General features: G+C 66.6%; 12 protein-coding genes and 2 pseudogenes. 11 read left to right on the plus strand and 3 right to left on the minus strand.

Features of this window, described 5'->3' with window-relative positions:
* The first annotated feature begins 37 nt into the window (after positions 1 to 37).
* The 10 genes from HWN72_RS17445 (at position 38) to HWN72_RS17490 (ending at position 11,826) form a co-directional block, all read left to right on the plus strand.
* Entirely contained in the window at positions 38 to 736 is a 699-nt protein-coding gene (locus HWN72_RS17445) for a pirin family protein (protein ID WP_211150857.1), read from the plus strand.
* Between the two features lie 282 nt (positions 737 to 1,018).
* A complete protein-coding gene (locus tag HWN72_RS17450) occupies positions 1,019 to 1,678 on the plus strand; it encodes a hydrolase (RefSeq protein ID WP_008832628.1) in 660 nt (219 codons plus the stop codon).
* A 190-nt stretch (positions 1,679 to 1,868) separates the two neighbouring features.
* Positions 1,869 to 2,705: an alpha/beta fold hydrolase gene (locus tag HWN72_RS17455; RefSeq protein ID WP_211150858.1), complete on the plus strand. Its 837-nt coding sequence runs from the start codon at positions 1,869 to 1,871 to the stop codon at positions 2,703 to 2,705.
* 106 nt (positions 2,706 to 2,811) lie between these two features.
* Positions 2,812 to 3,063 carry a DUF1427 family protein gene (locus tag HWN72_RS17460; protein WP_008831612.1) on the plus strand — a complete coding sequence of 84 codons (252 nt, stop codon included), beginning with the start codon at positions 2,812 to 2,814 and terminating at the stop codon, positions 3,061 to 3,063.
* Between the two features lie 92 nt (positions 3,064 to 3,155).
* Positions 3,156 to 5,000 carry an amidohydrolase gene (locus tag HWN72_RS17465; protein ID WP_211150859.1) on the plus strand — a complete coding sequence of 615 codons (1,845 nt, stop codon included), beginning with the start codon at positions 3,156 to 3,158 and terminating at the stop codon, positions 4,998 to 5,000.
* Positions 5,001 to 5,155: 155 nt separating this feature from the next.
* Positions 5,156 to 6,028 (plus strand): glyoxalase, encoded by an 873-nt coding sequence (locus HWN72_RS17470; RefSeq protein WP_211150860.1) that lies wholly within the window; start codon positions 5,156 to 5,158, stop codon positions 6,026 to 6,028.
* 3 nt (positions 6,029 to 6,031) lie between these two features.
* The gene (locus tag HWN72_RS17475) at positions 6,032 to 6,472 is read left to right on the plus strand and encodes a DoxX family protein (protein ID WP_211150861.1); all 441 of its coding nucleotides are present in this window, start codon (positions 6,032 to 6,034) and stop codon (positions 6,470 to 6,472) included.
* Positions 6,465 to 7,967 carry an alginate export family protein gene (locus HWN72_RS17480; protein WP_248006085.1) on the plus strand — a complete coding sequence of 501 codons (1,503 nt, stop codon included), beginning with the start codon at positions 6,465 to 6,467 and terminating at the stop codon, positions 7,965 to 7,967. The genes HWN72_RS17475 and HWN72_RS17480 overlap by 8 nt, the downstream gene beginning before the upstream one ends.
* 100 nt (positions 7,968 to 8,067) lie before the next feature.
* A complete protein-coding gene (locus HWN72_RS17485) occupies positions 8,068 to 8,793 on the plus strand; it encodes a YoaK family protein (RefSeq protein ID WP_211150862.1) in 726 nt (241 codons plus the stop codon).
* A gap of 102 nt (positions 8,794 to 8,895) precedes the next feature.
* Positions 8,896 to 11,826 carry a sensor histidine kinase gene (locus HWN72_RS17490; protein ID WP_211150863.1) on the plus strand — a complete coding sequence of 977 codons (2,931 nt, stop codon included), beginning with the start codon at positions 8,896 to 8,898 and terminating at the stop codon, positions 11,824 to 11,826.
* A 134-nt stretch (positions 11,827 to 11,960) separates the two neighbouring features.
* Here the strand turns inward: HWN72_RS17490 and HWN72_RS17495 are convergent, their stop codons facing one another.
* A complete protein-coding gene (locus HWN72_RS17495) occupies positions 11,961 to 12,593 on the minus strand; it encodes a response regulator transcription factor (protein WP_211150864.1) in 633 nt (210 codons plus the stop codon).
* 109 nt (positions 12,594 to 12,702) lie between these two features.
* Here HWN72_RS17495 and HWN72_RS17500 point away from each other — a divergent pair, with 109 nt between their 5' ends.
* Positions 12,703 to 13,404: a response regulator transcription factor gene (locus HWN72_RS17500; protein ID WP_248006086.1), complete on the plus strand. Its 702-nt coding sequence runs from the start codon at positions 12,703 to 12,705 to the stop codon at positions 13,402 to 13,404.
* Here the strand turns inward: HWN72_RS17500 and HWN72_RS32015 are convergent.
* Both HWN72_RS32015 and HWN72_RS17505 read right to left on the minus strand, forming a co-directional pair.
* Positions 13,394 to 13,629: pseudogene (locus HWN72_RS32015) on the minus strand (MarR family transcriptional regulator); the annotation flags it as partial. The gene HWN72_RS17500 and the pseudogene HWN72_RS32015 sit on opposite strands and share 11 nt — an antisense overlap.
* Positions 13,627 to 13,873 (minus strand): annotated as a pseudogene (locus HWN72_RS17505) (transposase); the annotation flags it as partial. The pseudogenes HWN72_RS32015 and HWN72_RS17505, both read right to left, overlap by 3 nt.
* Between the last annotated feature and the right edge of the window lie 112 nt (positions 13,874 to 13,985).

Raw genomic sequence — 13,985 nt, forward strand, 5'->3', positions numbered from 1 at the left:
GGCACTCTCAACCCGCAGCTTCCACCGGAGACCCAAGATGATCGAACTTCGTCCCTTCGACAGCCTCGGCGGCGCCAACCACGGCTGGCTCGACGCCAAGCATCACTTCTCCTTCGCCGACTACCACGATCCGGCCCGCATGCACTGGGGTAACCTGCGCGTGTGGAACGATGACACCATCGCGCCGAAGACCGGCTTCCCGCCGCACCCGCACCGCGACATGGAGATCATCACCTATGTCCGCGAAGGCGCAATCACCCACGAGGACAGCCTAGGCAACAAGGGCCGCACCGAAGCGGGCGACGTTCAGGTCATGAGCGCGGGCACCGGCGTGCGTCACTCCGAATACAACCTCGAGGACGTGACCACGAAGATCTTCCAGATATGGATCCTTCCCACCCGCAACGGTGAAAAGCCCAGCTGGGGCGCCCGTCCCTTCCCCAAGGGCGACCGCGCCGGACACTTCGAAACGCTCGCCTCGGGCTACGACGGTGACGGCGGCGCCCTGCCGATCCGCACCGACGCCCGCATCGTCGCCGCGACGCTGAAGGCCGGTGAGACGGCCGAGTATCCGATCGGCGCCGACCGCAAGGCCTATCTCGTCCCGGCGAGTGGCGCCGTGAAGATCGACGACGTGCAGGTCAATGCCCGCGACGGCGCGGCGATCCGCGACCTCGACGTGATCCGCGTGACCGCGATCGAGGACAGCGAACTCGTCCTCGTCGACGCCGCCTAACGATACCTCATCCGCGACCGGCCCTTTCGAAGGCGGGGCCTGTCGCCAGCCTGAGCCGAACCGCGTGCCCCCCTCGATCGGGTGTAATACTTTCGGTTGATTCCGCGGCCATGCGGTTCGGCTCATAAGCCTCTCGCAAGCTCTCGACACCCCGAACACTGGTTCGATCTTTTCGATTTAATCGAAAGTTCGGAACGATTTTATGCGCCTATCTGGAACGACCATCTCGCTCCAGTATGCATCTCAACGGGCAAGGACGCCCAGCAACAGGAGGACCTACCAATGACGCTCACCGCAACTGCGACCCCCGGCAAGTCGCTGATCTCGCCCGACAACCACGCGCTCGTCCTGATCGATTTCCAGTCGCAGATGAGCTTCGCGACCAAGTCGATCTCGCCCGAACTGCTGCGCAACAACGCGGCGCTGATCTCGCGCGGTGCAAAGTCGTTCAACGTCCCCACCATCCTCACCACCGTCGCCGAGAAGAGCTTCTCCGGCCCGATGTTCGACGAGATCACCGACGCCTTCCCCGGCCAGGAACTGCTCGACCGCACCAGCATGAACACTTGGGAAGACGAAGCGGTGATCTGCGAGATCAACCGCATCGGCAAGCAGCGCATCGTCTTCGCGGGGCTCTGGACCTCGGTGTGCATCGTCGGCCCGGTGGCATCGGCGATCGAGCAGGGCTTCGAAGCCTACGTCATCACCGACGCCTGCGGCGACATCTCGGAAGAAGCGCATGAGCGCGCCGTGCAGCGCATGATCCAGCTTGGCGCCGTGCCGATGACCTCGCTGCAGTATCTGCTCGAACTGCAGCGCGACTGGGCGCGTACCGAGACGTACGACAGCACCACCGGCATCGCCAAGGTCTGGGGCGGCGCTTACGGCCTGGGCATCAAGTACGCCAAGTCCATGTTCGGCGCGTCCGAAGGCGGTCACTGATTTAAGCTCGGAACCGGCGGCTCATCACCCCCCGACCCTCATCGGGCCGCCAGTTCCACCCCCTCTTCAGGAGGGGGCTTCGACAAGCTCAGCCTGAGCGGTTTCATAGTACAGTCCTGTTCCCGCTCAGGCTGAGCTTGTCGAAGCCCCCGCAGTACAAAGCCCAATTCTCACCCGAAGGATCAGCATCATGGCCTACGTAACCACCACTGACGGCGTCGAAATCTTCTACAAGGACTGGGGCGCGAAGGACGCGCAGCCCATCGTCTTCCACCACGGCTGGCCGCTCTCGTCGGACGACTGGGATGCGCAGATGCTGTACTTCCTGTCCAAGGGCTTCCGCGTCGTCGCCCATGACCGCCGTGGCCACGGCCGCTCCGCGCAGGTCAGCGAGGGGCACGACATGGACCACTACGCCGCCGACGCCGCCGCGGTGATGGAACACCTCGACCTTCGCAATGCCGTCCACATCGGTCACTCGACCGGCGGCGGCGAAGTGGCGGCCTACGTCGCGCGCTACGGCATCCCGCAGGGCCGCGTCGCCAAGGCCGTGCTGGTCAGCGCCGTGCCGCCGATCATGCTCAAGACCGAAGCCTACCCGGGCGGGTTGCCGATCGAGGTGTTCGACGGCCTGCGCGCCGGTCTTGCCGCCAATCGCGCGCAGTTCTTCCGCGATGTGGCTGCAGGTCCGTTCTATGGCTTCAACCGCGAAGGCGCCGACGTGAAGCCAGCCGTCATCGACAACTGGTGGCGCCAGGGCATGATGGGCAGCGCCAAGGCCCATTACGACGGCATCAAGGCCTTCTCCGAGACCGACCAGACCGACGACCTGAACGCGATCACCGTCCCCACCCTCGTCCTGCACGGCGATGACGACCAGGTCGTGCCGTACAAGAATGCGGGCGTACTGCAGGCCGAGATCCTGCCGAACGCGACGCTGAAGATCTACGAGGGCTACTCCCACGGCATGCTCACGGTGAACGCCGACACCATCAACCCCGATCTGCTCGCCTTCGTGCAGGGCTGATCCGAACAGGCTTCGCTCCGGCTTTTTCCATGATGGCCAACTACAGACGCCATCTCGGGAACAAGGGACACCCGGAGCGAAGAACAAACGTCCGAGGAGACTTCCGATGAAAGCCTACCTTCTCTCCATCGCCGCCGGGTTGCTGGTGGGTGTCGTCTACAGTCTCCTCGGCGTCCGTTCGCCTGCGCCGCCGATGATCGCGCTGGTCGGCCTGCTGGGAATCCTGCTCGGCGAGCAGATCGTGCCGCTGGCGAGCCGGTTCGTGACGAAAAACAACGTCGCGCAGTTCGTCATGACCGAGTGCCGCGATCACGTCCTCGGCCGCCTGCCCGGCGACGCCGATAAGCACGACGCATGATCTCGCGCCGCCACACGTTTCTGGGAGCGGCCGCCGCGTCGCTCCTGCCCCAAACTCTCGCGGCCCGAGCGGGTCGAACCAAGGACAAGACAATGACCGACACGATCATCATCAACGCCAAGGTGACCACCCTCGACCGTGAAAACCCGCAGGCAGAAGCGGTGGCTCTACGCGACGGCAAGTTCCTCGCGGTCGGCAGCGAGGCCGAAGTGCGCGCCGCCGCGCCCGAAGCCACTGTGATCGACGCCAAGGGGCACCGCCTGATCCCCGGCCTGATCGACAGCCACATGCACATCATCCGCGGCGGCCTCAACTTCAACATGGAGCTGCGCTGGGACGGCGTGACCAGCCTGTCCGAAGCGATGGCGATGCTCAAGAAGCAAGTCGACAACACCCCCGCCCCGCAGTGGGTGCGCGTGGTCGGCGGCTTCACCGAGCACCAGTTCGCCGAAAAGCGCCTGCCCACGATCCAGGAACTCAACGCCGTCGCCCCTGACACGCCGGTGTTCATCCTCCACCTCTACGACCGCGCGCTGCTCAACGCCGCTGCCCTTCGCGTGGTGGGCTACACCAAGGACACGCCCAACCCGCCGGGCGGCGAGATCGTGCGCGACAGCCAGGGCAACCCCACCGGCCTGCTGCTGGCCCAGCCCAACGCGACGATCCTCTATTCGACGCTCGCCAAGGGGCCGAAGCTGCCGCCCGAATACCAGCTCAATTCCACCCGCCACTTCATGCGCGAGGTCAACGCGCTGGGCGTCACCGGCGTAATCGACGCAGGCGGCGGCTTCCAGAACTATCCCGACGACTACGACATCATCGAGAAGTTGCATCAGGACGACCAGCTGACCGTCCGCATCAGCTACAACCTGTTCACCCAGAAGCCGAAGGAGGAACTCGCCGACTTCGCCGGGTGGGCCAAGCAGGTCACGCCGGGTCAGGGCGACGACACCTATCGCCACAACGGCGCGGGCGAGATGCTCGTCTATTCCGCCGCCGACTTCGAGGACTTCCGCCAGCCCCGCCCCGACATGGCGCCAAGCATGGAAGGCGACCTCGAACCTGTCATCCGCCTGCTGGCGGAAAACCGCTGGCCCTGGCGCCTCCACGCTACCTATGACGAGACGATCGGCCGCGCGCTCGACGTCTACGAGAAGGTCAACGCCGATATCCCGCTGCAGGGCATCAACTGGTTCTTCGACCACGCCGAAACCATCAGCGACCGCAATATCGACCGTATCGCGGCGCTCGGCGGCGGGATCGCCGTGCAGCACCGGATGGCCTATCAGGGCGAATACTTCGTCGAACGCTACGGCGCCAAGGCTGCCGAGCGCACCCCGCCGATCGCCCGCATGATCGCCGCCGGCATCCCGGTGGGCGCAGGCACCGACGCCACCCGCGTCGCCAGCTACAACCCGTGGGTTTCGCTCTCTTGGCTAGTGACAGGGCGCACCGTGGGCGGCCTTTCGCTGTATCGCGGCGACAACCGCGTCAGCCGCGAGAAGGCGCTGCGCATGTGGACGCACGAGAACACATGGTTCTCCACCGAAGTGGGCAAGAAGGGCCAGATCAAGGCGGGCCAGCTGGCCGACCTCGCGCTGCTGTCCGACGACTACTTCGCGGTGCCGGACAACGAGATCGTCCACATCCGCTCGATCCTGACGATGCTGGGCGGCAAGGTGGTCCACGGCGACGGCGACTTCGCCCCGCTCGCGCCGCAGCTGCCGCGCCCGATGCCGGACTGGTCGCCGGTCGCCACCTTCGGCGGCTATTACCAGACGCCTGAAGCGAAGCAGAAACTGGCCTCGGCCTGCGGCTGCGCCAGCAGCTGCGGCGTCCATGGCCACGACCATGCCGCTGCGCTCGGGGCCAACGTTCCCGCCGCCGATGTCCAGACGTTCTGGGGATCGCTCGGCTGCGGCTGCTGGGCCGTCTAAGCCGAAGCGTAGTTTTCCAGAATATCGAACAGACCGGACGATTTTATTCGGATCGTTGAGAGTTCGATCAAGCCTTAAACCGTTCTGGACCGGCCGCTGAAGCACAGGCGCACCGGTTCCAGACGACGATGAAACTCGCCTCCAAGGAGCCCCCGATGAAGCGCTTCACCTTCCTGATCGCCGCCGCCGTCCTCAGCAGCGCGCCAGCCTTCGCCGAAACCGCCGACTATTCGGTTGGCCCGCAGTACGACACCACCCACGTCTACGTGCCGCAGGAGCAGTTCGACAGCTTCGTCTCCAGCTTCTCGGCGACCTTCGGCGGCACCACCAGCAAGCAGGGCGAGTTTCAGGTGACGCCCACAAAGAGCCTCACCAAATCGCAGCTGGTGCTGACCCCGTCGGGAACCGTCTCGGTGTTCGGCTTCATGACGCCGATACCCTATCCCTTCGGCGACGAGCGCACCGGCTACCTCGTCACCGACATCGACGCGGCGGTGGCTTCTGCCGTGAAGCACGGCGCGGTACGCGGCATCGCCACCTTCTCCGATCCGATCGGCCGCGATTCCGTGGTGCAGTGGCCGGGCGGCGTGAACATGCAGATCTACTGGCACACCGCCAAGCCCAACTACGCACCGGTTAGCAGTGTGCCCGAAAACCGCGTCTACCTGACGCCTGAGGCCGCCGACGCCTTTGTGAAGAGCTGGACCGGCTACGCCCACGGCAGGATCACCGCCGACGACAAGGCCGCCTCGGGCGCCGAGATCGGCGAGCCGGGCAAGACCATCCGCCGCGTTTCCATCGAGAGCGGCTACGGCAAGATGACGGTCTTTGTCTCCGACGGGCAACTGCCCTGGCCCTATGGTCGCGACATGACCGGCTACGCCGTGAGCGATCTTGCCGCCACGCTGGCTAAGGCCACGACGGCAGGCGTCGAAACCCTCGTCGCGCCCAGCGAAGTCAACAAGCGCCAGACCGCCATCGTGCGCTTCCCCGGCGGCTATATCGCCGAAATCCATCAGGGAGCGTAAGCCATGGCGAGCCTGCCCCCGATGAACCGCACGCCTTCCATCATCGGGGTAGTGCTGGACTTCACCCCCACCGCCTTCTTCGCCCGGCTCGCATTGGTGAGCGCTTACCTGGTAGGCGGCATCGACAAGCTGGGCGACTGGCCCGCCGCGCTGGCGGAGCAGGCCCACTTCGGCCTGACCCCGCCCGCGCTGTGGGCCGCGCTGACCATCGCGGTCGAACTGGTCGGCCCGCTCCTGATCCTTTCGGGCCGTCTCGTCTGGCTGGGCGCGGGGATGCTGGGCGTGTTCACGTTCTTCGCCGCGCTGGTGGCGAACGCCTTCTGGGTCATGCCCGACGGCCCCGAGCGCTTCGCCGCGATGAACGCCTTCTTCGAGCACATGGGCCTCGTCGGCGGTTTCGTGCTGGTCGCGGTGCTGGCGCGCAGGGGGCAGGGCGATGCGTAAGTGCGTCGTTCCGGGCTCGACCCGGGACCGGTGGCTGTCTTCAGGCGCGCCTTTGCGGTGCGCGCATCCTGGTGAGCGCCGCCAGGCCAGCGGCCCCGGATCAAGTCCGGGACGACGGCGGCTGGAATGGTTGCTCCCCTTCGCCACGCTTCTTCCCCACACCGCCCTGGCCGCGCCGAAGGAGGCATGGGAAGCCCCGACCCTCACCGTGACCCGCTACGACGAGGACTGGTCAGACCTCGAAAGCGCCGAAAAGCGGGATCACCATTGGACCGGCCCGTTCAAGTACATCCCGCTAGGCGACATCGCAGGTGGCGAGGCCTGGCTCTCTACCGGCGTCGAACTTCGCGCCCGTAACGAGAACTATGCCGAGAACCTGTGGGGCGGCGCCGCCGCGCCGAACGACGGCTATGTCTGGCTGCGCGCCCTGCCTTACGCCGACCTGCACGTCGGCAAGCTGCGCGCCTTCGTCCAGCCGGTTTTCGCCACCTCGATCAGCGTCGCCCCCTCGCCCGGGCCGACCGACGGCACTGGCCTGGACCTGATGCAGGGCTTTGCCGAGGCCGACCTCGGCCCCGTCACCCTGCGCGCCGGGCGACAGATGCTGTCGCTGGGCAGCGAGCGCCTGGTCGGCACTCGCTATGGCCCCAACGTCACCCTCGCATTCGACGGCTTGCGCGCCAACGTGGCGGTCGGCAGCGCGAAAGTCAGCCTGCTCGCCGTGCGCCCGGTCCAGCCGGGCAAAGGCAGTTTCGACGACCGCACCTTTTCGCAAAAGGCCTTGTGGGGCGCCTATGCGGCGATGCCAGAGATGGATCTCTACTACCTCGGCTATCGCAACGACGCCGCCCATTGGGGAGACCGCAGCGGCGGTGAGACGCGTCACAGCATCGGCGCGCGATGGCACGCCGTACGCGGAGACTGGCACTGGAACGTCGAGGGCGTTTACCAGTTCGGACACTTCGGCGAAGGCGCCCGCCGCGGCGCGATCTCGGCCTGGACTTTGGGCTCGGAGTTCGGGCGCGGCTTCCCGCACCTGCCGTTCTCGCCGGACCTGACGCTGCGCGCCAACGTGGTCAGCGGCGACCGTCATCCCGGCGACAATCGCCTCGGCACGTTCAACGCGCTGTTTCCCAAGGGCAAGTACTTCGGCGAACTTTCGCCGGTCGGCCCCTACAACATCGTCAACCTGCACCCTGCACTGGGCCTGCAGCTTACCCCCATCGTCTCGGCGGGAGTGGCCGCTGCGGCCTACTGGCGCCAGTCGCGCAGCGACGGCATCTACGACATCCCCGGCAACCTGATCCGCGCGGCCGGGAACAGCCGCGCCCGCTTCATCGGCAAGGAGGTCGAGGCAACCCTCGCCTGGCAGGCCACGGCGGAATTGGAACTGTCGATGTCGGTCTCGGCCTTTGCGCCCGGCGCGTTCATCCGCGACACCGGCACCGCGAAGACCATCCGTATGCTGGGCCTCGAAAGCAATTTCCGGTTCTGAGATCTTTTCCAGATCCTCGAACGTAACGAACCAATTTATTCGGATAAACCAGCAGGTCTTCGCCCGGTAGACCCTTCCGCATCACTCAGGAGGTCGCATCATGTCTACCCCGCCCCCTATTTCCGCTTCGTCCGTTTCCGCTCTCGGCAAATCCGCCCTGCTGCCGTGCCTGCTGCTGTTGCTGTCCGCGACCACCGGCCTCGTCGATGCAGCTTCGGTGCTGGGACTGGGCAAGGTGTTCACCGCCAACATGACCGGCAATGTCGTGTTCCTCGGCTTCGCGGCGGCGGGAACGCCGGGGTTCAAGGTGATCCCCTCGGTGCTGGCGCTGATCGCCTTCATGGTCGGCGCATGGGGAGCCGGGCATCTCGCGCGTGCGCATGTCGAGCGTGCGCTCGGCCGCTGGCTGCTGTGGGCTGCGGTGATCGAAGCCGCACTGCTGTGGATCGCGGCGCTGATCGCGCGCGACGTCGATGTCGCCGCGCAGGCGCCGAAGGCGGCCGTAATGGCCGTGATCGCGCTCACGGGCTTCGCGATGGGGCTGCGCAATGCGACCGTGCGCCAATTGAAGGTGCCGGACCTGACGACCACCGTGCTCACCCTAACCATCACCGGCATCGCGGCGGATCATGTGGGCGGCAAGACGCCCAACTTCGCGCGTCGCATCGGCGCTGTGCTCTCGATCTTCGCGGGTGCCGCCGTGGGCGCGTTGCTGCTGATGCATGGCGGACTGGCCCTGCCGCTGGCTCTGGCCGGCGCGATCGTGCTGGGCGCGACGCTGGTGTTCCTGCGCGACCCGGCCTCCGCCGTGCCGCATCGTCCCTGACGACACCGCGTCTTTGCAAGCACAGCGAAACAATGCCGAACCTTGGAAAGACAAACGAAAGGTTACCTTGTCGCGCGCGCAGCGCCATGTAATGCGCGGGCGATGCGTCCCGTCCGTGTCGCCCGCCCGCTTTTCCGCGCCATCGCCGCCCTCGTCGGCGCGAGCCTCTGCGCGCCTGCACTGCTCGCGTCGCCTGCCACCGAGATCCCCGGCTACGCCAGCCGCTACTGGTCGCTGGCGGACGGCGCCCCGCCCGATATCCGCGCCATCGCCCGCACCCGCGACGGCTTCCTGTGGCTCGGCTCGGGCGACGGGCTCTACCGGTTCGACGGGCTGAACTTCCTGCGCGTCGAGCCCGAGGACTTCGACAACTTCCGCGCCCGGCAGGTCACCGCGCTGGCCGCGGGGCCGGACGGCAGCCTGTGGGCGGGCTATGCCTTCGGCGGCATCGCCCGGCTCAAGGACGGGCACTTGCGCGGCGCCAACCCGGAAAAGCCGCGCGGGCGCATCACCGACATCATCGCCGCGCCCGACGGCTCGATCTGGGTTTCCACCTGGAGCGGCTTCGGCTCGCAGCTGCGCCATTGGATGAACGGCCGCTGGGACGTGATCGACGTCGACGGCCCGCTGCTGCGCATGTACCGCCAGAGCAACGGCGCCATCTGGATCGCCTCCAATCCCGACTTGCGCCGTCTGGCCCCCGGCAGCCGCAAGCTGGAGATGGTCCCAGCGCTCATGAACCTCGGCCCCGCCTTCCGCGAGGACCGCACCGGCGCGATGTGGTTCTATTCGAGCGACGGCCTCCAGCGCCTGACCGCGAAGGGTTTCACGGAAACCGGCGTCGGTTTCGGCGAGCCGCTGAACGGCGGCGACGGATGGCGCGAGATGCTGTTCGACGACGACGACCTGCTGTGGATCGCCGGCAATGCCTCGGGCCTCGCGACGGTGCCGCGCGGCGCGCTGAGCATGAAACAGGCGCACACCTACCCCGTCGGCATGTTCACCCTGATGCGCGACGGCGAGGGCACCATCTGGGGCGGCGCGCCGGACGGCCTGCACCGCTTCGTACGCACCCCGGTCGTGCGCTACGCCGCGATCAAGGGAGTGCGCACCGGCATCGCCACCGGCCCGGACGGCTCTCTCTACATCGGCGGGGACGAGGGCCTCTACCGCATCGTCGACGGCAAGGCGCAGCTGATCCTGCGTTCGGGGCTGGTTTCCGAGGTCTGCTCGGTTTCGGGCGTCGGCGCCTATGTGCTCACGTACAAGAACGAATATCTCGTGCGCGGCGCCACCCCGACGCGGATCGTCGGCCCGCTGGAGCATGAGCGCCAGTTCGCCCAGGCCTGTGCCTCCGATCCGCAGGGGCGGCTGTGGGAATCGGTATCGGCCTCCGGCATGTTCCGGCTCGACGGCACCCGCTGGACCAAGGACGAGAGCCTGCCGCCCGCGACGACCTTCATCGCGCCGGGACCCAATACCTTCATCGTCAACCAGCCGCTGCGCCTGCTCGCCCGCGTCCATGACGGCAAGACCACGTCCATCTGGCCCGAAGGCGACGGCGCAGGCAGCAAGGGCGGCGTTGGCTTCGTGCGCATGCTCAAGCAGATGGACGGCGAGACATGGATCGGCGGCGAGGCGGGCCTTGCCCGCTACGACGGCCGCCGCGCGCAGCAACTGAGCGCGCGGACGTATCCGTGGCTGGCAGGGGTGATGGGCATCGTGCGCGTCGCCGGGCATTACTGGCTGATCTCGTCAGGCGGCATCATCCGCGTGGCCGAGGCTGACTTCGATGCCGCCTTCGCGAAGCCCGGCACGCCGATCCCGCTCGCCCGCTTCGGCCAGAGCGGCGTGATCCGCGCACGCACCGAATCCTATTCCGCCAACGACGCCGCCGTCGATGCGCAGGGACGCCTGTGGTTCGTCACCAGCACCGGAGTGGTGCAGGTGGCCCCCTCGCGCATCGCCCCGCTCAAGGCCGACATGCCGATCGCGGTGACCGCGCTGGAAGTGGACGGCCATGCCTATCCGCTTGCAAACACGCACCTGCCTGCGGGCACCACGCGCGTCAGCCTGTCCTACGTCGGCCTCGGCCTCGCCGATGCGGAGAACAACCGCTATCGCTACCGGCTCGACGGGATGGACGAGAACTGGGTGGAGGCACAGGGCCGTCGCCGCGTTGATTACGCAGGGCTCGGTCCGGGCACCTACCGTTTCCACGTCACCGCCGCCACCGGCGACGGGCCGTGGGCGAAGCGGGAAGCGACCGCCACTTTCGTGATCGCCCCGCATTTCTGGCAGACTGCGTGGTTCCGCCTTGCGGTGCTGGCGGCGGCGGTGCTGGGTGGCTACGCGCTGTTTCGCTGGCGCATGCGCGCCGCCATGCAGTCTCTGCGCGACCGCATCGAGGAACGCGTCGCCGAACGCGAGCGCATCGCGCAGGACTTGCACGATACACTGCTTCAGGGCTTCCAGGGCCTGATGCTGCGCTTCCAGACGGTGCTGCACCTGACGACGCCGGGCACCCCTGCCCACACCGCCATCGAGGAAGCGCTGGAGCGTGCCGACGACGTCCTGCTCCACGGCCGCGAGCGCGTGCGGGGCCTGCGCGAGGATGCCGAGCCCAAGTGCATCGCCGAAACCCTGCGCGCCTGCGCCGCGCGCGTGGTGGGCGATACCCTGCCGTGGGAGGTCAAGGTCGACGGCCCCGAGCGGCTGGTCGGCGCTCCGGTCGCCGAGGAGCTGGAACTCGCGGTGGGCGAGGCGCTGGCCAACGCGGTCAAGCATGCCCGGGCGAGCATGGTGCGGGTGGAGATCCACCACGGCCGCGACCGGCTTTCGCTGCGGGTGGTGGACGACGGCGTCGGCCTGCCCGAAGACGTGCGCGCGGCCGGTGGGCGCGAGGGACACTTCGGCCTCACCGGCATGCGCGAGCGGATCGAGCGGCTGGGCGGTGCCTTCGCGATCGCCAATGCGGCGGGACAGGGCACCTCGATCCGGCTGAGCCTGCCCGCGAAGATCGCGTATCGGTAAGCTCTCCTCTTCTCACCTCTTTCGTCATTGCGAGCGTAGCGAAGCAATCCAGGGCGGTTTGCGCGGCCCTGGATTGCTTCGCTACGCTCGCAATGACGAAAGGAGGCGAATCCAATGATGAAAAGCGGAAGAATCTAAAGCTCGATCAACCCGTTGCGCACGGCGATCGCCACCGCATGCGTGCGGTCCATCGCGCCGAGCCGCGCGAAGATCGCCTTCATATAGCCTTTCACCGTGTCCTCGGACAGTGACAGCCGCGCCGCGATCTGCTTGTTGGAATTGCCCGCCGCCGCCAGTTCCAGTACGTCGCTCTCGCGTGCGGTCAGGCGCTTCGCCTCGCGGTCGGCGGCGCCAAACACCTGGCGATCGAAGTGCGTGCCGCCCCGATGGACCGAGCGGATCGCGTCGAGCAGTTCGGTCCTCAGGCTGTTCTTGAGCAGGTAGCCGGAGGCCCCCGCCTTGATCGCCTGCGTCGCGCGGCCATCGCCCGAATAGGTCGTGAGCACCAGGATGCGCGCCTCGGGAAATTCGGCGAGGATGCGCGTCATCGCCTCCACCCCGTCGACATTGGGCATCTGCAGGTCGAGCAGCAGGATGTCGGGGCGCGCCTCGCGATAGATGTGGACCGCCGCCTCGCCGTCCTCACCCACCGCGATCAGTTCCAGATCGGGCTGGGTCGCGAAGACGGCGACGATGCCGTCGCGCAGCAGCGGGTGGTCGTCGACCACGGCGATGCGGATGGGGGCCTGAAAATCGCTGTCTTCCATGGCCTGCGTTTAGCCCCGCCGCCCCTGCCGAGGAAAGCCCCCCGAAAGAGGGGATTGCCCGTTGTGTGCACTTTGGATCATTTCCGACTCCGGCAGCAGGAGTAGTGAAATGACCCATCCCATCAACCAGCCGATGCGCAATCCCGCCGATGAAAGCGCAAGGCCGGGCAAGGTCCTGATCGTCGATAACGAGGGAGAGGCCCGTTCGCGGTTGCATGCCCTGCTGCGCGACGAGGGTTACCTGATCGAGACATTCGCCTGGGCCGGTGCCTTGCTCGATGCACGGCTGCCTGAGGCGCCGTGTTGCATCGTCGCCGATGTGCGTCTGCCCGCGATCGACGGCATCGAACTGATCGAGCGCCTCAAGCAACGGGGGGATGCGATCCCGGTGATCTTCGTAACCGACGAAATCGACGTGCCGCTCTCCGTTCGTGCGATAAAGGCCGGGGCCGTGGACTTCCTGCCGCGCCCGTTCGACGAACGCGACATGCTGGGCGCCGTCGAACATGCCCTCGATATCGACATCGAGCGCCGCTCGGCCGCACAGCGGCGCGGCATCATCGTGCGCCGCTTCGACACGCTCACCCGCCGCGAACGTCAAGTGATGGAAGGTGTCGTTCGCGGCCTCATGAACAAGCAGATCGCATGGGAACTCGATATCAGCGAGATCACCGTCAAACTTCACCGCGCCAGCCTGATGCGCAAGATGCAGTTGCGCTCGGTACCCGATCTTGTTCGCGCGTCCATAACGCTCGGAGTGCAGGACGCAGCGATGCATCGCGATACCGGAGCGATGGCGCTTATGCCATAAGCATCAAAAACCAGGTCTCGCCTCGAACCGGTTCGCCGAACTCGTGATTGGTTTCGACACCCTAGAAGCCATTGCGCGCATAGATACGGCGAACTGCTTCCAGAACGGTGTGTGTCCAGAGCGTGATCCGATCGTATCGTTTCTCACGCGCGACAGGCTCCACTTGCAGAAGGCGAAGGCGGGCCAGCCCTTCCCTTCGTCGGTCAGGAAGACCGCGCCCGCCATCTGGAACTCGGTGGCCTCGTCAGACATCGAGTAGAGCGCCTGCAGCGAGGATCTTGAACATGAGGACCGGATCAAACGGCGGCCTGCCACCCTTGCCGCGGACACTTCGCCGCAACGCTGCTACCAACGGGCCGCGGAAAGCCTCGAAGTCGACGACAGTCGCAAGCCGTTCAAGCCGATCACCTGCCGCGCTCAACGCCTCGTATCGGTCCGAAAGATCGAAGAAACTCGGCTGTCCCGCCATCATCGCCTCCACCCTCGTGCAAAGGCAGTGAATCACCTCAAGCCGCTAGGCGCCAGCGGTTCGAGGCGTCCGGCTTGAATGGCTGCACAACGCCTTGCGGCAGTAAGCTACC

This window comes from Novosphingobium sp. HR1a (assembly GCF_015594425.1).
Taxonomy (GTDB): Bacteria; Pseudomonadota; Alphaproteobacteria; order Sphingomonadales; family Sphingomonadaceae; genus Novosphingobium; species Novosphingobium resinovorum_A.